Annotated in this window: 19 protein-coding genes; 8 read left to right on the top strand and 11 right to left on the bottom strand. The window is 73.8% G+C overall.

Going from position 1 to position 20899, the window contains the following annotated elements; translation table 11 throughout:
• Positions 1 to 28 precede the first annotated feature (28 nt).
• Positions 29 to 406 (bottom strand): sensory rhodopsin transducer, encoded by a 378-nt coding sequence (locus tag DQE82_RS23545; protein ID WP_030502308.1) that lies wholly within the window; start codon positions 404 to 406, stop codon positions 29 to 31.
• A complete protein-coding gene (locus DQE82_RS23540; protein ID WP_113973975.1) occupies positions 403 to 1605 on the bottom strand; it encodes a D-arabinono-1,4-lactone oxidase in 1203 nt (400 codons plus the stop codon). The genes DQE82_RS23545 and DQE82_RS23540 overlap by 4 nt, the downstream gene beginning before the upstream one ends.
• Positions 1606 to 1657: 52 nt before the next feature.
• On the opposite strand from DQE82_RS23540, the gene DQE82_RS23535 reads away from it, so the two are divergent.
• The gene (locus tag DQE82_RS23535) at positions 1658 to 3484 is read left to right on the top strand and encodes a glycoside hydrolase family 15 protein (RefSeq protein WP_199496095.1); all 1827 of its coding nucleotides are present in this window, start codon (positions 1658 to 1660) and stop codon (positions 3482 to 3484) included.
• A 49-nt stretch (positions 3485 to 3533) separates the two neighbouring features.
• Positions 3534 to 4271 (top strand): zf-HC2 domain-containing protein, encoded by a 738-nt coding sequence (locus tag DQE82_RS23530; protein WP_113973973.1) that lies wholly within the window; start codon positions 3534 to 3536, stop codon positions 4269 to 4271.
• A 28-nt stretch (positions 4272 to 4299) separates the two neighbouring features.
• Here DQE82_RS23530 and DQE82_RS23525 read toward each other — a convergent pair whose 3' ends face one another.
• Positions 4300 to 4866, bottom strand: a complete 567-nt coding sequence (locus DQE82_RS23525) for a sigma-70 family RNA polymerase sigma factor (protein ID WP_043324268.1) — start codon at positions 4864 to 4866, stop codon at positions 4300 to 4302.
• A gap of 153 nt (positions 4867 to 5019) precedes the next feature.
• Complete coding sequence (locus DQE82_RS23520; RefSeq protein ID WP_113973971.1) at positions 5020 to 5496, bottom strand: molybdenum cofactor biosysynthesis protein; 477 nt, start codon at positions 5494 to 5496, stop codon at positions 5020 to 5022.
• 91 nt (positions 5497 to 5587) lie between these two features.
• Here DQE82_RS23520 and DQE82_RS23515 point away from each other — a divergent pair, with 91 nt between their 5' ends.
• Entirely contained in the window at positions 5588 to 6829 is a 1242-nt protein-coding gene (locus DQE82_RS23515; RefSeq protein WP_233514755.1) for a hypothetical protein, read from the top strand.
• A gap of 180 nt (positions 6830 to 7009) precedes the next feature.
• On the opposite strand, the gene DQE82_RS23510 is transcribed toward DQE82_RS23515, so the two are convergent.
• From DQE82_RS23510 to DQE82_RS23490, 5 genes are all read right to left on the bottom strand, one after another.
• Positions 7010 to 8083 carry a PIN domain-containing protein gene (locus DQE82_RS23510; protein ID WP_113973969.1) on the bottom strand — a complete coding sequence of 358 codons (1074 nt, stop codon included), beginning with the start codon at positions 8081 to 8083 and terminating at the stop codon, positions 7010 to 7012.
• Positions 8084 to 8118: 35 nt separating this feature from the next.
• A complete protein-coding gene (locus DQE82_RS23505) occupies positions 8119 to 8343 on the bottom strand; it encodes a DUF3040 domain-containing protein (protein ID WP_064446063.1) in 225 nt (74 codons plus the stop codon).
• A 241-nt stretch (positions 8344 to 8584) separates the two neighbouring features.
• Positions 8585 to 10174, bottom strand: coding sequence for a DHA2 family efflux MFS transporter permease subunit (locus DQE82_RS23500; RefSeq protein WP_043324274.1), 1590 nt, complete (start codon positions 10172 to 10174; stop codon positions 8585 to 8587).
• 312 nt (positions 10175 to 10486) lie between these two features.
• Positions 10487 to 11107, bottom strand: a complete 621-nt coding sequence (locus tag DQE82_RS23495; protein WP_043324276.1) for a DUF305 domain-containing protein — start codon at positions 11105 to 11107, stop codon at positions 10487 to 10489.
• Positions 11092 to 11841, bottom strand: a complete 750-nt coding sequence (locus DQE82_RS23490) for a lytic polysaccharide monooxygenase (RefSeq protein WP_113973967.1) — start codon at positions 11839 to 11841, stop codon at positions 11092 to 11094. Before DQE82_RS23490 ends, DQE82_RS23495 begins: the two co-directional genes overlap by 16 nt.
• A gap of 244 nt (positions 11842 to 12085) precedes the next feature.
• On the opposite strand from DQE82_RS23490, the gene DQE82_RS23485 reads away from it, so the two are divergent.
• Positions 12086 to 14143 (top strand): cellulose binding domain-containing protein, encoded by a 2058-nt coding sequence (locus tag DQE82_RS23485; protein WP_113973965.1) that lies wholly within the window; start codon positions 12086 to 12088, stop codon positions 14141 to 14143.
• 7 nt (positions 14144 to 14150) lie between these two features.
• On the opposite strand, the gene DQE82_RS23480 is transcribed toward DQE82_RS23485, so the two are convergent.
• Entirely contained in the window at positions 14151 to 14999 is an 849-nt protein-coding gene (locus tag DQE82_RS23480; protein ID WP_064446065.1) for a phosphatase PAP2 family protein, read from the bottom strand.
• 74 nt (positions 15000 to 15073) lie between these two features.
• Entirely contained in the window at positions 15074 to 16714 is a 1641-nt protein-coding gene (locus DQE82_RS23475) for an MDR family MFS transporter (RefSeq protein ID WP_113973962.1), read from the bottom strand.
• 120 nt (positions 16715 to 16834) lie between these two features.
• Between DQE82_RS23475 and DQE82_RS23470 the strand changes: the two genes are divergently transcribed.
• The 4 genes from DQE82_RS23470 to DQE82_RS23455 all read left to right on the top strand — a co-directional run.
• A complete protein-coding gene (locus DQE82_RS23470) occupies positions 16835 to 17425 on the top strand; it encodes a TetR/AcrR family transcriptional regulator (protein WP_113973960.1) in 591 nt (196 codons plus the stop codon).
• 87 nt (positions 17426 to 17512) lie between these two features.
• The gene (locus DQE82_RS23465; RefSeq protein WP_113973958.1) at positions 17513 to 18844 is read left to right on the top strand and encodes a low temperature requirement protein A; all 1332 of its coding nucleotides are present in this window, start codon (positions 17513 to 17515) and stop codon (positions 18842 to 18844) included.
• 21 nt (positions 18845 to 18865) lie between these two features.
• Complete coding sequence (locus tag DQE82_RS23460) at positions 18866 to 19930, top strand: SRPBCC domain-containing protein (RefSeq protein WP_113973956.1); 1065 nt, start codon at positions 18866 to 18868, stop codon at positions 19928 to 19930.
• A 257-nt stretch (positions 19931 to 20187) separates the two neighbouring features.
• Positions 20188 to 20899: non-reducing end alpha-L-arabinofuranosidase family hydrolase (locus DQE82_RS23455; protein WP_199496093.1), on the top strand; the 712-nt coding region annotated here is incomplete at its 3' end.

The following is a 20899-nucleotide window of genomic DNA, read 5'->3' as shown; positions in this document are numbered from 1 at the left end:
CGGGTACCCGCGGTCGCCCGCCCGAACCTCACCCGGGGTACGCCATCGTGCCGGTCAGCGCCACCACGCCGGGCAGCCGGGTGTCCTGGCGCAGGAACTGCACCACCACCGGGACCGGGGAACGCAGCACGCAGCCGTACGGGCGGTCCAGTCGCACCGCCTCCGGGTCGATCAGGTCGTTCACCCGTACGTGCCGGATCCGGCGGGCGCCGACCAGTAGCCGGTACGGTCCGACCGGTTCGACGTCCTGGTAGTAGAAGTCCAGCTCCAGCTCGGCGTCCTCGTCGGCGGCGTTGAGCACGCAGAGCTGGTCGAAGGCGGTGAACGCCGGTTCCGGGCCGTGCGCGGGGAACGGCACGTGCCCGCCCGGCACCACCCAGACCCGGGCGCCGACCGGCGCGCTCACGACTCCTCCAGCAGCCGGGCCAGGTCCGGGGTGAGGAACACCCCGTCCGGGTCGAGCCGGCGGCGCACCGCCTGGAAGTCGTCCCAGCGGGGATAGAGGGGACGCAGCTCCCGCGCGCCGAGCCAGTGCTTCTTGCCCCAGTGCGGGCGTCCGCCGTAGTGCCGGAACACCGCCTCCATGTCCCGGAAGTACTCGTCGTACGGCAGCGAGGTGTTCTGCAGGCAGGCGATCGTGGTGGTGGGGCGGCCGTAGGCGTTGCTGAGCCAGATGTCGTCGGCGGCGATGGTGCGGACCAGGACCCGCCAGGCGGCCACCCGGCGGTGCCGGTCGCGCACCCGGCGGCGCACCTCGGCGAAGCAGGCCGGGAACGCCTCCGACGGCAGCATGTACTCGATCTCCTCGAAGCGCAGCTCCCGGTGCCGGGGAATGGTGCGGTGGGTGGGCCCGACCTGGCTCTGCCGCGGCTCGCCGTCCGGCAGCCGGGGCTGTGCCCGGTCCGGCGCGGCGTCCGTGTCGGTGCGGTTGATCACCCGGATCTGCGTCTGGTCGCTGCGCGGGTACCAGTAGAAGTCCATGTTGCGGTTGGTGTGCTGCAGCACGGCGAGGTGGTCCAGGGTCCAGTCCAGGTGCGCGCACCAGGAGCGGCGGTGCAGTTGGTAGGTCGGCTGCACGTCGAGCGTGACCTGGGTGACCACGCCGAGCACGCCGAGGGAGAGGCGCACCGCCGGCAGCAGCTCCGGGTTGCGCCGCGCGTCGACGTCCAGCACGTCGCCGGTGCCGGTGACCAGGCGCACGCCGGTGACCTGGGTGCTCAGGTTCCCAAATCCGATGCCGGTGCCGTGGGTGCCGGTGGCGGTCGCCCCAGCGATCGACTGGTAGTCGACGTCGCCCAGGTTGTCCATGGCCAGCCCGGCGTCGTAGAGCCCTTCGCCCAGCGCCCGCAGCTTCGTGCCGGCCCACGCGGTCGCGACCCGCCCGTCGTCGGAGATCACCCCGGCCATCCGGTCCAGGCTCAGCAGGATCCCGTCGGTACGCACCAGCGGGCTGGACGAGTGCCCCGAGCCGACCGGCCGGACGGTCGCGCGCGTGGCCCGGGCACGGCGCACCAGGTCGCACACCTCGGCCTCGTCGGCCGGCTCGGCCCGGTCCGCCGGTGTAAAGCGGAGACTGCCGGACCAGTTCACGAACTCGCGTGTCACAGCGGCCCCTCCCCGGCCCGCTTACCCGTGCCCGCGCCGGGTAGTCACCGCCGTGTCCGAGCCGCCGCTGTCGTTCCCGCCGATCGACGCGTACGCGTTCCTGTCCGACACGCACACCACGGCGCTCGTCGCACCGGACGGGGCGGTCGAGTGGTTCTGCGTACCGGACGCGGCGGGCGACGCGGTCGCGGCCCGGCTGCTCGACCGGGACACCGGCGGCCGGTTCACGCTCACCGTCGCCGGCTGCCCGGCGCCGCGGCGCCGCTACCGGCCGGACACGCTGGTGCTGGAGAACGACTGGGCCGCCCCGTCCGGCGCGGCGGCCGGCGAGGACCTGCTCGCGGTCCGGCCCGGCGCCGCCGACCGGCCGATCCACGCCGAGCGGGTGCTGGTGCGCCGGCTGCGGGTCACCGACGGTGTGCTGCGGGTCCGCGCCGAGCTGACGCCCCGCCCCGGGTACGGGGCACGCCCGGTGCGCTGGCGGCGCGACGGTACCGGCTGGCACGCCGACGGCACGCCGCTGCGGCTGCGCACCGACCTGCCGGTCACCGTCGAGGGCGGCACGCTCGTCGCCGAGGCGGAGCTGCGCGCCGGGCAGGACGCCACGCTGCTTCTCGGGTACGCCGACCCGGTGCCCGCCCTCGCCGACGCCGAGGAGCTGACCGAGCGGACCGCCGACAGCTGGCGGGCGTGGTCGGCGCGCGGCGACTACACGGGCTTCGCGGCCGGCGCGGTCCGGCACAGCGCCCTGGTGCTGCGCGGCCTGTCCTACGACGAGACCGGCGCGCTGCTGGCCGCCCCGACCACATCGCTGCCCGAGGAGATCGGCGGGGTCCGCAACTGGGACTACCGCTTCACCTGGCACCGGGACGCGGCGCTGCTGCTGCTCGCGCTGTTCCGCCTGGGCCACGCCGAGGAGGGCCGCCGCTATCTGCGGTTCCTGCTCGGCATCTGCGCGCGGCAGCATTCGCTCGCGCCGCTCGTCGGCATCCACGGCCACGCCACCGAGGAGCGTGAGCTGCCGCACCTGTCCGGCTACGCCGGCTCGGCGCCGGTGCGGGTCGGCAACGAGGCGGCGAACCAGATCCAGTTCGACACGTACGGGCACATCCTCGACGCGGCGCTTGCCTACCAGCTGCTCACCGGCGAGCTGACCGGCCCGCAGTGGGCGCTGCTGCGGCGGCACGTCGAGACCATGGCGGAGCGCTGGCGGGAACCGGACCACGGGGTGTGGGAGATCCGCGGCCCGTGCCGGCACTACGTCTACTCGAAGGTGATGACCTGGGTCTGCCTGGACCGGGGCATCCGCCTCGCCGGGCTGCTCGGCGACGGCGCCGCGCCGGTGGACCGGTGGCGCCGGGAACGTGACGCGCTGCACGCCGAGGTGCTCGACCGCGGGTACGACGAGCGCGCCGGCAGTTTCGTCATGGCGTACGGCGGGACCGAGCCGGACGCCTCGCTGCTGCGGATGCCGCTCGTCGGGTTCCTGCCCGGCGACGACGCCCGGGTGGTCGCCACCGTCGAACGGATCCGCGCCGACCTCGCCGTCGCGCCCGACCTGATCCGGCGCTACCGGGCCGACGACGGGCTGCCCGGCACCGAGGGGGCGTTCCTGCTCTGCTCCTTCGAGCTGGTCTCGGCGCTGGTACTGGCCGGCCGGCACGGCGAGGCGCGGGACATCTTCGACCGGCTGGCCGGCCGGGCCGGGCCGCTCGGCCTGCATCCGGAGGAACGCGCGCCCGACGGCACGGCGCTGGGCAACTTCCCGCAAGCGTTCACCCATCTGGCACTGATCGAGGCTGCGCTGAACCTGGACTCGGCGGGCGACCGGGACGCGCTGCACGCGTGGGCGGAACGGTCAGCGGCCGCGGCGGCGTGACCGGCACCCCGCCGGGAACCAGCGCGCCCCTCCCGACGACTATCCCTGTATGGCGTGTGAGCAGTGGCGGGAAATCCTGTCGGCACAGCTGGACGGTGAGGCGTCCCGCTCGGAGATCGAGGCGGCCGAGGCGCACCTGACCGGCTGCGCCGGCTGCCGGGGCTGGTTCGACTCGGCCGCGGCGGTCACCCGGCGGGCCCGTACGCAGCTCGCCCCGCGCGTACCCGACCTGGTCGACGCGGTGCTCGCCGCCGCGCCGCCGCCCCGGCCGAGCCGCCGCCAGCGGATCGCGCTCGGACTGCGCGGGGCGCTCGGGTTGCTCGGCGCGGTGCAGCTCGTGCTCGGGCTGGCCCAGATCGGCCGGGAGGCGGTCGTCGCGCACGCCCACACCTCCGGCCAGCACCTGTGGCACGAGTCGGCGGCGTGGAACGTAGCAGTCGGCGCCGGGTTCCTCTACGTGGCGGCACGCCGGACCACGCCGTCCGGCGTGCTGCCGATGCTCAGCGCGTTCGTCGCCACGCTGGTGCTGCTGTCGGTGAACGACCTGATCACCGGTCAGGTCGCGATGACCCGGCTGGTCAGCCACGGCTTCCTGCTGGTCGGCTGGGCCGTGATGCTGGTGCTGTCCCGGCCGGGCTGGCGCCCCGGCGACACGCCGCCCGGGCGGGGCCGGTCGAGCGGATCGCGGTGGGCGCTGCGCACCGAGGAACCGGCCGCGCCGGCGCCGCTGCGGCTGGTGCAGCCGGGCCCGTACCCCGCACAGGCCCGCAACCGGCGCGCGGCCTGAACCGCCGGACGGCCGGGGCCCGCGGGTGTCAGCGGGCGCGGCGGTCACGGACGTCGCCGGACCAGGCGGCGGCCAGGTCCTCCCGGGCGCGGGCGACCCGGGACCGGATCGTGCCGACCGGGCAGCCGCACACCTCGGCGGCCTCGGCGTAGGACAGGCCCAGCACCTGGGTGGCCACGAACGCCTCCCGGCGGTCCGGGGCGAGCGCCGCGATGAGCCCGCGCAACACCACCCCGTCGTCCCCGCCGCGGGTCACCGCCCCGGCCGCCTCGGCGGCGGCCTGCCAGTCCGCCAGCGCGGCCGTGCGGGGCCGCGCGGTCGCCGCCCGCACGTGGTCCACCGCGACCCGGCGGGCGATGGTGAAGACCCAGGTACGCGCCGACGACCGGCCCGCGAAGCCGGGCAGGCTGCGCAGCGCGCGCAGGAACGTCTCCTGGGCCAGGTCGTCGGCCTCGGCCGGCCCGGCCAGGTGGGCGAGGAACCGCCACACCGGCGCCTGGAGGGCACGGACGAACGCGGCAGCGGCCAGCCGGTCACCACGGGCGGCGCTCCGGGCCCACCCGGTCACCTGCTCGTCGTCGGCGTCCGGGCTCATCCTCGGCCGGCCCGCGGGCCCGACATCGTCATGCCCGACGGTACGGATCCGCTGCCCGCTCGGTTCATCCCTGGCGTCCCTCCTGCCACCGGGCCTGACTGTCGGCGACCTCCGGTTGGTCGGCCGGCGGGCGGGAAAAGTTCCCGAACCGGGTCAGTCGTCGTCGACGGAGACGGTGACCGGCCCGATCCGCAGGACGCCGTCGGTGAGCGGCGCGCAGCGCACACCGCCCCGGCGACGCATCGCCTTCCAGGTGCCGGGCGCGACCACCACGTCGAGCCAGGCGCACGGCGGCGCGGCCCGGTGCACCCGCAGGCGGACCGGACCGTCGCCGGAGTCGAGGGTGAGCACCCGGCCGACCAGCTCGTCCACCGGGATGCCGTCGGTCAGCACGTTGCGTCGCAGCTGGGTGAGGTCCGCCCCGGGCGGCAGCGACTCCCGCGCGATCAGCGTGACGCTCGCCTGCCGGTGCGCCGGGCGGCCGAAGTAGCGGTCACCGACGATGCCGAGACCGGCGCGCACCTCCACCCGCTCGACCAGTTCACCCGGCGGCGCGGGGGCGGGCCCGTCCGCGGGGCGGCCCACGTACCGGTGCACGGGCGAGGCCAGCAACTGGACGATCCGCGGCATGCCCCGAAGTGTAATCGCGGGCATACCACCGCCAAAACGGACGATAGCCGCGCTCACGTATCCGCGGCTTACGCAGGGCGTTGTACCAGGTGTGACGGCGAGGCGACCCGACGCGATCGGGGCTCATCCCCGGCGGCGGCTGGCCTGGGCGCGGCGCGAGAACGAGCGCCGGCGCCAGGCGTACGAGACGGCGGCGCGGGCCTGGCGGCGGCGCGCGGAGCACCTCGACCGGCTCCGGATCGAAGCGGCCGGCTTCCACGGGTGCGTCCTGGCCGGCACCGCGCTACCGGTGCCACTGGACGACGGAGAGGTCGTCTACCGCATCCTGCCCACCGTCGACCTCGTCGAGGCCACGGCCCGGCACCTACCCGGACTGCCGGTGCCGGACGGCACGCTCGCCGGATGTCTCGACCCGGCCGAGGGCCCGCTACCGGCCGGGCTGCGCGTGATCGCCAGCGGCGCCGCCGTGGTGACCGACCGGCGGGTCGCTTTCACCGGGCCCGGCGTCGGCCGGGAGTGGCCCCTGCGGAATCTGCGCGGACTCGGGCACCACCCCGGCCGTCCGGTCACCCTGCTGCACGGCACGGACGGCGGCGCACCGGCGGGTCTGCGCGTGCCGGCGCCGGGCGCGGCGAACGCCCGGTTCTACCTCACCCTGGCCCACGCCGACGCCACCGGTACGCGCACCGCGGTGGTGGAGGACGTCGAGGCGCTGTGGTCCGCCCACCGGGCCGCCCGGCCCCGCCCACCCCGGCCGCTCGGGCCGTGGGACGCCCCCGCCGAACGGGCGCTCCCCCAGCGGCTGGCCGCGGCGGGCGTCGCAGCGATGGCCGTACTGCTGGGCGTCACCTCCGCCGGCACCTGGACCGCGACCGCCGGGCAGACCGACCCGGCAGCCCGAACCGCGACCCACCCGGCGACCGCGCCCCCACCGGCCGTTTCGTCAGTGCCGCCCGTGGCGACCCCGGTCAACCCGTCGTCTCCCCCCGCGTCCCGGCCACCCCGGCCCGCGCCGCGACCTCCGGCCGCCGGTTCGGGTGATCGGGTCCCCACCACCGCGCCACCTGCCGCCGGATCCCCGTCGACGCGCGTGAGCGGCCGTACGCCCGTGATCGTCGAATCGTCCGGCCCACCCGCCGCCGGTCCGGCGACGCCGGCGCCGAGCGTGAGCCCGACGGCTGATCCGGTTCCGACCGGCGAGCCCGATCCGACAACCGAGCCGAGCCCGTCCGCCGCATCCGCCGAGCCGAGCATCCTGGACCTGGTGGGCCTGCACCTCGGCCTGGCCGTCGGTTCCGGCGCAACAGCCCAGCAAGACGCAACCCTCCCCTGACCCCGCCCCACGCTCGCCGCTCTCCCACTTCCCCGCCGTCCCGCCCTCGCGGTCACCCCGCCTCACCCTCGCCGTCGATCTTGCACTTCGCGCCCCGCAGATGCCGGATTCATCCCGCTTTAGGCGGGCCGCAAGTGCAAGATCGCGGGAACGAAGGGCGAGGGGCGGGTGGGGTGGGGGTCAGGGGGTATGGGGGGTCAGGAGGTAGTCGCCGTCTTCTGGGCTCCAGCGCAGCTCGACCGCGCCGCCCGTCGCGGCCGCCTTGCAGAACTGCAGGAAGCTGCGATATCCGAGCTTCTTCTCGCTGAAGTCGGGCCGGGCGCGCCGGAGCTGGTCCTTCAGCCCGGACAGCGCCACCGCGCCGCCCTCGCCGGCCAGGTCCACCACCACTGATCGCAGCAGCCCGAACGCGACGTCCCGGTCACCCTGTTCCGGAAGCGACACCTCCGGGTCGCCCTTCGCCGGCCCCGCCGCCAGCTCCACCACGTTGCGCGCGGCGAGGTGGCGCAGCAGCTCGCCGAAGGTACGGAAGCCGTAGTCGGACTCGCTGAACGTCGGGTCCTTGCGCAACAGCGCGCGCTTGAGCGCGGACGCGGTCACGTCACCGCTGGAGCTGCCCTGCATGCCGGCCACCGTCTGCACGAGCTGGACGGCGAGCGTGTCGACGTCCCGGGCCCGCCCTTCCTCGGCCGGAGCGGCTTCCGGCGCGACCTCCGCCACCGGCCCGGGCGGCGCCGTCCGGGCCGGACGCGACCGGCGGGCGGACGGCGGCGGCACGTCGACGCCTTCGAGGCGGTCGTAGTAGAGGAACTCGTCGCAGGCCGGCGGCAGCAACGCCGAGGTGGACTTCTCCACCCCCACACCGATCACCCGCTTGTTGAGTTCGCGCAGCTTGTGGACCAGCGGAGTGAAGTCGCTGTCGCCCGTGCAGATCACGAACGTGGAGATGTAGCCGCGCTCGAACGCCAGCTCGACCGCGTCCACCGCCATCTTGATGTCCGCGGCGTTCTTGCGGGAGGCGCCCATGCGCTGCGGGATCTCGATCAGCTCGACGTGCGACCGGGTGAGCATCCGCCGGTCCTCGTCGAAGTACGACCAGTCCGCGTACGCCCGGCGCACCACCACCCGCCCCCGCTCGGCGAGCGCGTCGGCGATCGGCCGGAAGTCGAACGCACCACCACCGTGGTGGTCGCGTACGCCCAGGGCCAGGTTCTCGTAGTCGAGGAACAGCGCGATCCGGTCTTCGTGATCCACACTGGCAGCCTAGCCCGGCCGGACCGCTCCGCCGGTCAGCGCCGCTCGTCGCGATAGACGGTCTCGCGGCGGGCCAGCCGCTGGATCGCGTAGCTGCTGACCAGGAGCAGCAGCGCCAGCACCACCTCGACGCCGGCGACGGTGCCGCTGGCGACGGTGAGGCCGAGCAGCAGCAGGATGAGCCCGACGACGGCGAGCAGGCCCGCGAGCAGCATGCGGTTACGCCGTCGCGCCGACCGCTGCGCGTCGTCTGCGCTCACGCTGCCCGCCTCTCCCCGGCTCCCTGTGCCGATCGTAGGCGCTCGTCACGGCCGCGGTGGCGGGTTGGCCCCGCCGGCACGGCCCCGGTGGCGAAAGCCACGCCGACACGGCCGGGCGGGCCGACAGCGCGAGCACACCGGCGGGTGGCCGACAACGCGCCCACCCGGCACGGCGGGCGGCACCGCACCGATGTGGCGCGGGGCCGGACGCTCAGGCGTCCGGCCCCGGTCACGGCGGCGGTCAGTGGATCGGCAGCGCCATCGGCTGCTTGTCCTCGCCCGTCTCGCCGTCGAGCAGGTGCGACGGCTCACGCCGGCGCGGCAGGAAGGCGGCCGGGACGAAGGTGAGCAGCACCAGCCCGAACGCGACCCAGAACGTGGTCGAGAAGGCGCCCGCGGCGTAGTCGAGCCCTCGCTCGATGAGCGACGGCGGCACCGGGAACTGCTGGATCAGCTCGGGCCGCTGCTGTGCGGCGATGGCGAGCTGGGATTCGGTCAGCGGGGCGCCGGTGCCCGGGTCGGTCACGCCGGGGATGGGCCGCGAGCCGTTCAGCTCGCTGGTGAGGATGACCGACATGATCGCGGCGCCGATCGATCCGCCGATCTGCTGGAGGATGTTGACCAGCGTGGAGCCGCGCGCCACCTCGGCGGCGCTGAGCGTCTTCAGCGCCGAGGTCATGATCGGCATCATCGTGCCGCCCATGCCGAGGCCCATCACGAACAGCGAGCCGCAGAGCAGCCAGTACGAGGTGTCGGTGCCGAGCTGCGTGAAGGTGAAGAACCCCGCCGCGATGAGCACCAGCGCGAAGGGCACCGTCCGGCCGACGGGCACCCGGTCGGCGAGCGTGCCCGCGATCGGCATGGTCAGCATGGCGCCGATGCCCTGCGGCGCGATCAGCAGGCCCGCGGCGAGCGTCGTCTCACCCCGCACCTGCAGGAAGTAGCTCGGGAACAGCAGGCCCGCGCCCATGAACGCGATGATGAACACGAACATGGTGATCGAGGCGATGGTGAGGTTGCGGTTGCGGAACAGCCGCAGGTCGAGCAGCGGATGGCGGGGCCGGAACGAGTAGGCCACGAAGGCGACCACGAGCGCGCCGCCGGCCAGCATCGGCAGCCAGACCTTGGTGTCGGCGATCGTGCCGGTCTCGGGCAGCGTGGAGATGCCGTACAGGAACAGGGCCAGACCCGGCGACAGCATCAGCATGCCGAGGAAGTCGAACGCCTGGGACGGCTCGGCGTTGTCCTTCGGCAGCGCGAGCTGGGCGTAGATCAGCGCGACCACGCCGATCGGCAGGTTGATCAGGAAGATCCAGTGCCAGCTGGCGACGTCGATCAGCCAGCCGCCGAGGATCGGTCCGGTGATCGGGCCGAGCAGCATCGGGATGCCGAGCACTGCCATCAGGCGGCCGATGCGGTGCGGGCCGGCGGCCCGGGTCATGATCGTCATGCCGAGCGGCATGAGCATGCCGCCGCCGAGGCCCTGGACCACACGCCAGGCGATCAGCTCGCCGATCGAGTCGGCGGTGGCGCAGAGCCCGGAGCCGATGGTGAACAGCGCCAGCGCCACCATGTAGAGGCGTTTCGTGCCGAACCGGTCGGCGGCCCAGCCGCTGAGCGGGATCACCGTGGCCAGCGCGAGCGTGTAGCCCGTCATGGTCCACGCGACGCGCGCGTACGAGGCGTCGAACTCGCTCTGGAACGTCGGGAGCGCCACGCTGACGACTGTCACGTCGAGGATCGACATGATCGCGCCGAGCACGACGACGCCGGCCACCTTGAGCACCGCGGCGTCGAGCTTTGTCGACGTCGCGACGGGTTGCTGGGTCACTAACGGTCTCCTGGATCCGGTTCGGCTGCCGAAGGCGGTGGGGGTCGCCACGCACCGTCCGGGCGCGGGCGGAACGCGCGGCGGGGCGACGTCCGGCGGGAAGCCTAACCACGACCGGCGACAGACCGGGGCGGATTATGCCGACGGACGAGGCGTCCCGGGCCTGCGCACGGCCGTACGGCGGGCCGGCGGCTCACGGAAAAGGGCGGTTGCGCGCCGATTCGTGAACCTCGGCGGGCCGGTGGGCGCGACGTCGACGTGACGAAGGTCATGGCGCGTCCGGGCAGCTCCGGGGCGTGCGGGCGCGCCGTTTCAGCCCATCCGGCCCATCAGTTCGATCTCCGCGGTCCGGGAGCGCTCGATCCGGCGGGCCAGCTCGCGTACCCGCTCGCTGGTGCCGGCGGCGACCTGGGCGCGGGCCAGGTCGGCCGCGGTGCGCTGGTGCCGGCTCAGCACGTCGACCAGCACGCGGTCGGCGTCGGCGGGCGCGGCGGCGCGCAGCCGGGCCAGTCCGGCGGCGGCGTCGCTGTGCCCGGAGTGGTCGTGCCGGGCGGCCGCGGCGGCGGCCGACGGCCCGGCGTCGCGCAGCCATTCGCGCATGGTGGCCAGTTCGTCGGTCTCGGTGGCCCGCACGGCGGCGATCAGCGTGCGGATCCGCGTATCGGTGGCGCGGTCGAGACCGAGCCGCACGATCTCCAGCGTCTGCTCGGTGTGGGCCACCATCATGGCCAGGAACAGCGCGTCGATCCCGCTGACCGTGGTGTCCGGGGCCGAGGCCGTGGCGGACGGGACCGGCGGGGACGGATCGGCCGCGGGCGGGCCGCCGCAACCGGCCAGGGTCAGCATCACGCCGAGCAGGGCCGCGGACGCGCGGCGGAGCCGGGGACCGGCCGGCTCCGCCGCGCGGGTACGCGGGCTCAGATCTGCTGCCACAGCGCCGGCACGTTCGGCGGCTCCCAGCCGGCGATGGCGGTGTGCGCCTGGCGGCAGCGGTAGGTGCGGCCGTCGTAGGTCACCGTGTCGCCGACCTGGTACGCCCGTCCGGCCGTCCACGTGCCGCCCGGCGCCGGCGTGCTGGTCCGGGTGGGCGTGGGCGAGGGCGCGGGGGTGGTCGGCGCCGCCGTCGGCGTGGGCGACGGGGTCGGGTTGCCGCCACCGCCGCCGATCTGCAGGTCGACGCAGGAGTAGAAGGCGTTGGCGGTGTCGGAGATGTTCCAGATGGCGAGCAGTTTCTGCCGGCCGGAGAAGCCGCCCAGGTTGACCGTGTGCGACACGGTCGCGCCGGGCTGACGGCCACCGCCGTCGACCACGGCGACCCGGGTGCCACCGATCCAGTACTCCCAGTTGGCGGTGGCGTGGCGGGCGGTGTTGACCCAGGTGAACGTGACGGTGCTGCCGACCGAGGTGGCCGGCCAGTTGCGGCTGTCGTCGTTGAGGACCGCGAACTGGGCGATGCCGGCGTGGCAGCTGCGCAGGCCCTTGGGGCCCTCGACGCTCTGCGGCTCGTACTTGATCTGGCCGCAGTCGGGCACCCGGTTCTGCGCGCACAGCGCCTGGCGGCTGGGCGGTGAGGAGACGTAGCCGTGGGCCTGCGCGGGCGCGGCGAGCGCCAGCGTGCCGGTCACGGCGCCTGCGGTGAGCAGCGGGAGGGTGATTCTTCGACGCATGGTGGCAACTCCTTCGGGGGGAACGGAAGGTGCCCCGAACATAAATTAAACATTGTTAACAGTAAAGACTCCTGTCTATAAATTAAGCCCTGCACTCCCCGACGCCGGGCGTATGATCCTCGTCGATGGCTCGCCGCGCGGAGCCGATCGTCGTTCCTGGGCATCCCGCCGCCGCCAGGCGTCCGGGAGGACGACGCAGACCGGGCATCGCCTCGTCGTCCCACTCCCCGGAGGACACCCCCGCATGAGGAGAACCACCGCGTTCGCGGCCAGCCTGCTCCTGCTCGCCACCGCGCTCAGCACCGTCGGCGGACCGGTCGCCGCCGCCGACCCCACCGACCCGGTCACCGTCACCGTGAACACCCGCGCCGGGCTGGCCACGGTCCCGGAGACCGCGCTCGGCGTCAACCACGCCATCTGGGACTCGCAGCTCGGCAGCGCCGAGACGTCCGACCTGCTCAAGGCCGCGGGTGTGAAGATGCTGCGCTACCCCGGCGGCTCGTACGCCGACATCTACCACTGGGAGACGCACACCGCGCCCGGCGGCTACGTCGCGCCGAACACCGACTTCGACACGTTCATGGCCGGCGCCCGCCGCGTCGGCGCCCAGCCGATGATCATCGCGAACTACGGCACCGGCACGCCCGCCGAGGCCGCCGCCTGGGTCCGGTACGCCAACGTCACAAAGGGCTACGGCGCCAAGTGGTGGACCGTCGGGAACGAGAACTACGGCAACGGCCACTACGGCTCGGCCTGGGAGGCCGACGACCACCCGGACAAGAGCGTTGCCCAGTACGCGCGGCTGGTGATCGAGTACGCCGACGCGATGAAGGCGGTCGACCCGAGCATCAAGGTCGGCGCGGTGCTCACCATGCCCGGCAACTGGCCGGACGGGATCACCGCCGGCTCCGACCCGGGCCCGTGGAACCAGACCGTGCTCTCCCTCGCCGGCCCGAAGATCGACTTCGTGGACGTGCACTGGTACCCGGGCGGCAACGCCGCCGACTCGCTGGCCCGGACCAACCATTTGCCCGACGCGGCCTGGCTGCTGCGCCAGCAGATCGCCAGGTACGCCGGTCCCGGCGCGGACCGGATCGGGATCAGCTTCACCGAGCTGAACGTGGACGCCGGCCGCACCACCGCGCCCGGCGCGCTGTTCCTGGCCGACGCCTACAGCGGCCTGCTGGAGCAGGGCGTCTTCACGGTGCAGTGGTGGAACGTGCACAACGGCATCGGCACCGTCTCCGAGGTGGCCGGGCAGACCGACTACGGCGACTTCGGGTTGCTGTCCAGCGGCAACTGCACCAGCGACGGCGAGGTGTGTCAGCCGGCGTTCAACACCCCGTTCGCGCCGTACCACGCGCTGTCCATGATGAACCTGTTCGCCCGGCCCGGTGACCAGCTCGTCCGCGCCGGGACCGACGAGCCGCTGGTCGCCGCGCACGCGGTCCGGCGCCCGGACGGCAGCGTCGCGGTCCTGCTGCTCAACAAGGACCCGGACAACGCCCACCCGGTGGCGCTCGACTACGCCGGTTTCACCCCGGCCGACGAGGCGCCGACAGTGCACACGCTCGCCAACGGCGCGACCGGGATCAGCACCGGCCGCTCGGGCAGCGCCACCGTGCGCACGCTGCCGCCGTACTCGCTGACCACGCTCGTGCTGCGACCGGCCGGCAGCTCGGCCGGGCGGCCCGGCGCCCCGGGCCGGCCGACGGCGAGCGCGGTGACCGACCGTGCGGCGACCATCTCCTGGCCGGCGGCCACGCCGGGCGCGTCCCCGATCGCCAAGTACGAGGTGCACCGGCAGTACGGCGCGGTGAGCGAGCAGCTCGGCGAGACCGCCGGCACGTCGCTGACGGTGGGCAACCTCGAACCGGGCGCCCGCTACACGGTCAACGTGCTCGCCCGGGACACGGCCGGGCGGGTCTCCTGGTCGTCCCCGCCGCTGACCTTCGCCACCGGCAGCCCCGCCGAGAGCTCCTGCGCGGTGCGGTTCAACGACGACAACGACTGGGGCAACGGGTACGTGGCGAACGTCGAGGTGATCAACACCGGCGCGAAGGCCGTCGACGGCTGGACGCTGACCTGGACCTGGCCGACGGCCTGGCAGCAGGTGAGCAGCGGGTGGAGCGCCACCTGGGACCAGCAGGGCCGCAACGTCCGGGTGACGCCCACCGCCGACAACCGGCGGCTCGCCGCCGACGGCGGGAGCACGACCGTCGGGTTCGTCGGCGCGTACAGCGGGCCGAACGTGCCGCCGGGCGCGTTCCGCCTCAACGGGACGGTCTGCACGCTGCGCTGACCGGCCCTCAGCCCCGCCCGGGAGGGCGCAGCCGCGCGTCGGCCGCCGCCGGGACCCGCGGGTTCCGGTGGTGGCCGGCGCGGCGCGGCGCCGGCACCACGTGCGGACGCACCGGTCCGGCTGCCTCGACGAGCGCGGGCCGGTCCGGCGCGGGCCGGGGCAGCACGGCCAGGATCGCCACGAGCAGCGCGACCGAGACGAGCCCGTCGAGCCAGTAGTGGTTGCCGGTGACCACCACCACGAGCGCGGTCGCCAGGGGGTGGAGCAGCCAGAGCCAGCGGAGGCGTCCGGTGGTGACCGCCATCAGCGCCAGCGCGATCGCCAGCGCCCAGCCCACGTGCAGCGACGGCATGGCCGCGTACTGGTTGCTGAGCTGGTCGGTGTCGGGCGGTCCGTAGACGCTCGGGCCGAACCGGGTGCCGGTGTCGACCAGACCGGTGAGCTCGGTCAGCCGGGGCGGCGCGAGCGGGACGCACACGTGCAGCACCAGCGCCACCGCGGTCAGCGCCGCCAGGGCGCGCCGCAGCCGCAGGTAGTGGGCCGGGCGGCGCAGCCAGAGCCAGACCAGGCAGAGCACGGTGGCCGGGAAGTGGACGAAGGCGTAGTAGCTGTTCGCCAGCCGCATCAGGATCTCGTGCGACAGCAGCGGCCCCTGCACCGCCGCCTCGGCGGGCAGGCGCAGCAGCCGCTCCAGCCGCCAGATCCACTCGCCGTTGGCGAGCGCCACCTCGGCGTGGTCGGCCACCACCTGCCGGCCCGCCTTGTAGGCGAGGAAGAGCACGGCGACGAGCGCCAGCTCACGCGCGGCCCGCCGCCATGCGGCCAGGCGCGGCGGCGCGGCCCGCGTGATGTCCACGACTCCTCCTTCGGTGCCTCCCGGCACGGATCAGGGCCGCCGCCGGGGTCGGCGACGGCCCTGGGGGTACGGGCTCAGCGGCGGGCGCGTTCCTCCCGCCCGGCCGAGTCCACGCTCACCTCGTCGAAGGCGGGCGCGCCGTCGACGGCGTCCGCTCCCACCGCCACCGACCGGCCGGTGTCCGGCAGGTCGAGGCTGGAACGCAGGGTGACCGGGCGCAGCAGCAGCGCCGCCACGATACCCACCACCGCGATGGCGGCCGAGATCAGGAAGATGTGCCCCGTTGCGTCCCCGTACGCCGCCCGCACGATCTGCCGGACCGGCTCGGGCAGCGCGTCGAGGTTGAGCGTGCTGCCGCCGCCTCCGCCTGAGGCGGGGATGCCGGCCGCGGCGAGGTCGCCTGTGATCCGGTCGGTGACCCGGCGGGCGAGCACCGCGCCGAGCACCGACACGCCGATGGTGCCGCCGAGCGAGCGGAAGAACGCGACGCTGGCGCTGGCCGCGCCGATGTCCTTGAGCGCGACCGTGTTCTGCACCGCGAGCACCAGGTTCTGCATGGTCATGCCGACGCCGACGCCGACGATGAACATCGCGAGGCCGACGAAGACCAGCGAGGTCTCGTGGTCGATGGTGCCGAGCATGACGAACCCGATGACCAGCACGACCGCCCCGAACACGATGTACGGCTTGACCTTCCCGGTCGCGGTGATCATCCGGCCGGTCACGATCGAGGAGATCAGCACACCGGCCATAATCGGGATGGTGAGCAGGCCGGCCTCGGTCGGGCTGTAGCCGCGGCCGATCTGGAAGTACTGACCGAGGAAGACCGCGCCGCCGAACATCGCCATGCCGACCGCGAGGCTGCCCAGGATCGCCAGGGCGGTGGTGCGCTCCCGGACGATGTGCAGCGGCACCACCGGCTCGGCGGCCCGCGCCTCCACCCAGACCGCAAGCGCGAGCAGGAGCACCGAGCCGCCCACCATGGCGCCGGTCTGCCAGGACAGCCAGGCGAACGAGTCGTCGACGAACGAGATCCAGATCAGCAGCACGCTGACGCCGGCGGCGATGAGCGTGGCGCCCAGATAGTCGATCTTGACGTTGTCCCGGCGCACGGTGGGCAGGTTCAGGGTGACCTGGAGCAGGAACAGCGCGACGGCCGCGACCGGTACGCCGACGAAGAAGCACCAGCGCCAGCCGAGCCAGGAGGTGTCCACGATCAGGCCGCCCAGCAGCGGGCCGCCGACGGTGGCCAGCGCCATGACGCCGCCCAGGTAGCCGTTGTAGCGGCCCCGCTCACGCGGCGGGATCATGGCCGCGATGGCGACCTGGACCAGCGCCTGGAGACCGCCGACGCCGATGCCCTGGAACGCGCGGGCGGCGATGAGCTGCCCGGCGCTCTGCGCGAAGCCGGCCGCGATCGACCCGACCAGGAACACCACGATGGCGATCTGGATCAGCAACTTCTTGTTGAACAGGTCGGCCAGCTTGCCCCAGATCGGGGTGGTCGCGGTGGCGGTGAGCAGGGTGGCGGTGACCACCCAGGTGTACTGCGTCTGCGAGCCGTTGAGCGCTCCGATGATCTTCGGCAGGGCCGTCGAGACCACGGTGCTGCTCAGCATGGCCACGAAGAGCACGAGCAGCAGACCGCTGAGCGCCTCCAGCGTCTTCCGCTTGCTCATCGGGGCGGCCTCAGCCGTCACGGTGGGTGCGCTCATGCGCGCGTCCTCCAGTTGTGTCGATACGGGGTGGCCGCTTCGTTGCCTCAAGCAATCAACACTAAACCTTCCCGGTAGGCAAGTTTGCCCATTGAGAAATCGGTCACCTACGCTTGGCCCATGGAGGAGTGCACCGGGCTGCGGGAGCGGAAGAAGGCGGCGACCCGCCTGGCGCTGCATGAGGCGGCGCTGTCCCTCGCCGTCGAGCACGGCCCCGACCGGGTCACCATCGAGGCGATCGCCGACGCCGCGAACGTCTCCCGGCGCACGTTCTCCAACTACTTCAGCGGCAAGGAGGAGGCCCTCTTCCACGGCGACACGCTGCGGCTGCGCCGGCTCCTCGCGCTGGTCGCGCAACAACCGCCGCAGCTGCCACCGTGGGCCGCGCTGACCCGGGCCGCCCTGGCCCAGGCCGAGGACGGTTACGACGACCCGGCCGAGCCCTGGCTCGACCGGCGCCGGCGACTGCACGGTCACCCGAGCCTGGCCGCCCACCAGGTCGCCGCGTACGCGGCGCTGGAGCGCGAGATGGCCGCGGAGCTGGCCCGCCGGCTGACCGGACCGGACGCGGCGTTGCGGGCCCGGATCATCGCCGCGACGTTCCTCGCGTCCCTGCGGATCGCCGCCCACGAGTGGCTGGAGCGCCCCGGGCGCCCGTTGCGCGACGTGCTGCGCGACGTGCTCGCCCTAGCCGCCCCGGCTGCCGGCTGAGCACTCCCCCGCCCGCCGCCCGGTCGGACCGGTGGAATGGCCGGCGAAAGCGGCACCCTGCCTGACCTGGGCTGACAGACTCGCCCGGTGGGTGGCGACCGGTGGCGCAAGGGGCTCGGGCCGGCGACCGGCGTCGCCCCCGCCACCCGGGTCGACCGGTTCGAGATCTTCTTCGACCTCGTCTTCGTGGTGTCCTTCTTCATCATCACGCGGGCCACCGCCGCCAACGTGACCCCCGGGGAACTGCTGCACGCGCTGCTGGTACTCGCCGTGCTGTGGTGGTGCTGGGTGGTGCACAGCGCGGTGGCCGCCCGGCTGCGCCTCGGCGAGGGCTTCGTGCCGATCCTCATGGTGGTCGGCATGATCGCGCTGTTCACGTTCGCGCTCGCGTTGCCGCAGACGTTCGGCGACCTGCAACAGGGCAGCGCCGGGCCGATCCTGGTCACGATCAGCTATGTGGTGATCCGGGCCGTGCACACCGCGCTGTACTGGTACGCCACGCGCGACGACCCGCCGGCCCGGCGCAAGCTGCGGCTGTTCCTGCCCGAGGCGCTGGTCACCGCCACCCTGCTGCTGGTGGCGGCGCTGCTGCCGCCGCGCGTGTCCCCGGAGGTCGGCCCGTGGCTGCGCGACGGACTGTGGATCGCCGTGGTGGCCATCCAGTACAGCAGTGGCCTGCTGGCCGGCACCGACGGCTGGAAGATCACCTCGGCCGAGCACTGGACCGAGCGGTACGACCTGATCCTGATCATCGCGCTCGGCGAGTCGGTCATCTCGGTCGGCGTGGGCGGCAACCTGCTCGGCCAGCCGGTGACCTGGCCGGCGATCCCGGCGGCGATCTTCGGCATCCTGTTCACCGCCGCGCTCTGGTGGGCGCACTTCGACATGATCGGCCCGGCCGCCCGGATCGCGCTGCACGCCGCCCAGGGTCACGCGCGGGTGGCGCTGGCCCGCGACGCGTACGCCTACCTCTACCTGCCCATGATCGCCGGGGTGATCCTGTTCGCGATCGGCGCCGAGGAACTGGTCCGCATCGTCACCGACCCGGCCGGCGGCCCGATGGAGCGCGGCCACGGCCCGGCGGTGCCGCTGCTCTTCGGCGGCGTGCTCGTCTACTTCGCCGCGAACATGGCGTTCCAGTGGCGCGCGCTGCGGACGCTGTCCTGGACCCGGGTCGGCGCCGTGGTCCTGCTCGCCGTGGCGCTGCCGGTCGGGCGGCACCTGCCGGCGCTCGGCGCGCTGGGTCTGCTCACCGCGATCTGCGTGGCGCTCGTGGCGGCCGAGCTGGTGATCTTCGCCGATTCCCGGATCGCGTTGCGCCGGCTCATGCACGAGGAGAAGTCGAGCGCCGAGGAGAGCGAGGCCGCCTGGCGGGCCCGCTGGCACGACGGCGGCGACAGCGCCCCGCACCGACCTTGACACAGGCCCTAGAGTCTCCGCGTGATCGAGATCGTCACCGAGGTCGACCTGTTCCACCCGCCCGCCCGGACCTGGCGGGCGCTGACGGAACGCGCGCTGCTGGCCAAGTGGTTCACCGACAGCGCGCCCGGGTCCGACCGGTGGATCCTCGCCACCGCCGCGCTGCCGGGCTACGACACCGACACCGAGGTCGAGACCGTCGAGCTGCGCGCGCCGCACCGGCTGGTCGTCCGCTGCCGGGAGGCCGACCGGGCCACCCGCCTGGCCTGCGACCTGGCCCCCACCGCACACGGCACCCGGCTGTCCGTACGCGAGGTGCTCGAAGAGGGCGACTGGGACGCCGACGCCCGCGCCGAGCAGCACGAGCAGGCGGTCACCGGACGGCTGCCGGCCATTCTGGACTGGCTGGCGTTCCAGAACGTGGACCTGCGCCGGGCCGAGGGCGGGCTGACCGCCGAACTGCCTGTGGTCCGGCTGCTCGGCGACGAACCCCGCCGGCCCGGACGGCGCCGGGCGCTGCTCGCGGCGGGCGCGGTCACGCTGCTGGCTGCGGCAGCCGGAGCAACGGTATGGACCACCGGCGACGAGCCGCCCGCCCCGGCCGCGCCGGCCCCCACGGCGTCACTCGTCATGCCGTCCACCGCGACGCCCTCCGCGCGCCCCACGACCGCGCGGCCCACGCCCAGCGCCAGCCGCCGCAGCGAGTCGCCCTCGCCGACGCCGTCACCCACCCCCAGCCGTACGCCGAGCGCGACGCCCTCGACCGTGGCGGCGACGCCGCTGAGCGCCACCTACGAGACGGTGAACGACCGGATCTTCGGCTACCGGGGCGAGGTGGTGCTGCGCAATCCCGGCCCGTCACCGCGTCCGGGCTGGACGGTCACCGTGACGCTGCACGAGGGTGCCACTGTGGGCAGTGTCAGCGGAGCCGAGGCCGCCCAGGACGGCACCGTGGTCACCTTCACCGGGGGCGCGTTGCCGGGCGGCGAGTCCGCCACCATCCGCTTCGACGTACGCGACCCGGACCCCCAGCACGACGCCCCCGTCGCGTGCACCGCCGACAACACCCCCTGCACCCCCGCCTGACGCCCACCCCTCTCCCCCTCCCCTCCACCCCGTTGATCATGAAGTTAGGCCGCGGACTTGTCCGCATTGGACGCGGTCAACTTCATGATCGTCGCGTCCGGGGCGGGCGGGTGGGGCCGCGCTGATTCGGTGGGTGCGGAAATGGGTTGTTGAGCGCATGGGAGCGCTCCCGTAACATCCCTGACGCGGCTGTTAACGCTCACAAAACAATCGCCACCGCCAATGCCAGAGCCGCCGCCCCCGCAGGAGGTCAATTCATGTCCAGATCCAGATCAGTCAATGCCATATTGGCGTCGGCCGGCGCCGCGCTGCTCGCGTCGGCGTCGGTCGCCGTGGCGCAGCTGCCCGCCGGGGCCGCCGCCGCGGGCTGCTCCGTGAACTACGCGATCTCGTCGCAGTGGCAGGGCGGCTTCGGCGCCAACGTCACCATCACGAACCTCGGCGACCCGGTGTCGAGCTGGACGCTGACGTGGTCGTTCGGCGCCGGGCAGACGGTGACCCAGTCGTGGAACACGAGCCTGACCCAGAGCGGGTCCGCGGTCACCGCGCGCAACGTCGACTACAACGGGTCGATCCCGACGAACGGCAACACGTCGTTCGGCTTCAACGGCTCCTGGACCAGCAGCAACCCGGTGCCGACCAGCTTCGCGCTCAACGGCGTGACCTGCACCGGCGGCACCACGCCGACCGGCGGCCCGACCGGCTCACCCACCACCGCGCCACCCACCACGGCACCGCCGACCACGGCGCCACCCACGACGCCGCCGCCGGGCAACACCTGCAGTCTCCCGTCGTCGTACCGGTGGTCGTCGACGGGCGCGTTGGCGCAGCCGCGGTCGGGCTGGGTGTCGTTGAAGGACTTCACGGTGGTGCCGTACAACGGGCAGCACCTGGTCTACGCGACGACGCACGACACCGGGTCGTCGTGGGGGTCGATGAACTTCGGTCTGTTCTCGAACTGGTCGCAGA

It is taken from the genome of Micromonospora sp. LHW51205 (genome assembly GCF_003315815.1).
Lineage (GTDB): Bacteria > Actinomycetota > Actinomycetes > Mycobacteriales > Micromonosporaceae > Micromonospora > Micromonospora chalcea.
This window is presented reverse-complemented; position numbering and strand designations above follow the sequence as displayed.

Bases quoted from the DNA above. Each gene is read 5' to 3' on its own strand.
- DQE82_RS23530 (WP_113973973.1), top strand. From the start codon at position 3,534: ATGGCGTGTGAGCAGTGGCGGGAAATCCTGTCGGCACAGCTGGACGGT.
- DQE82_RS23525 (WP_043324268.1), bottom strand. From the start codon at position 4,866: ATGAGCCCGGACGCCGACGACGAGCAGGTGACCGGGTGGGCCCGGAGC.
- DQE82_RS23520 (WP_113973971.1), bottom strand. From the start codon at position 5,496: ATGCCGCGGATCGTCCAGTTGCTGGCCTCGCCCGTGCACCGGTACGTG.
- DQE82_RS23490 (WP_113973967.1), bottom strand. From the start codon at position 11,841: ATGCGTCGAAGAATCACCCTCCCGCTGCTCACCGCAGGCGCCGTGACC.
- DQE82_RS23485 (WP_113973965.1), top strand. From the start codon at position 12,086: ATGAGGAGAACCACCGCGTTCGCGGCCAGCCTGCTCCTGCTCGCCACC.
- DQE82_RS23475 (WP_113973962.1), bottom strand. From the start codon at position 16,714: ATGAGCGCACCCACCGTGACGGCTGAGGCCGCCCCGATGAGCAAGCGG.
- DQE82_RS23470 (WP_113973960.1), top strand. From the start codon at position 16,835: ATGGAGGAGTGCACCGGGCTGCGGGAGCGGAAGAAGGCGGCGACCCGC.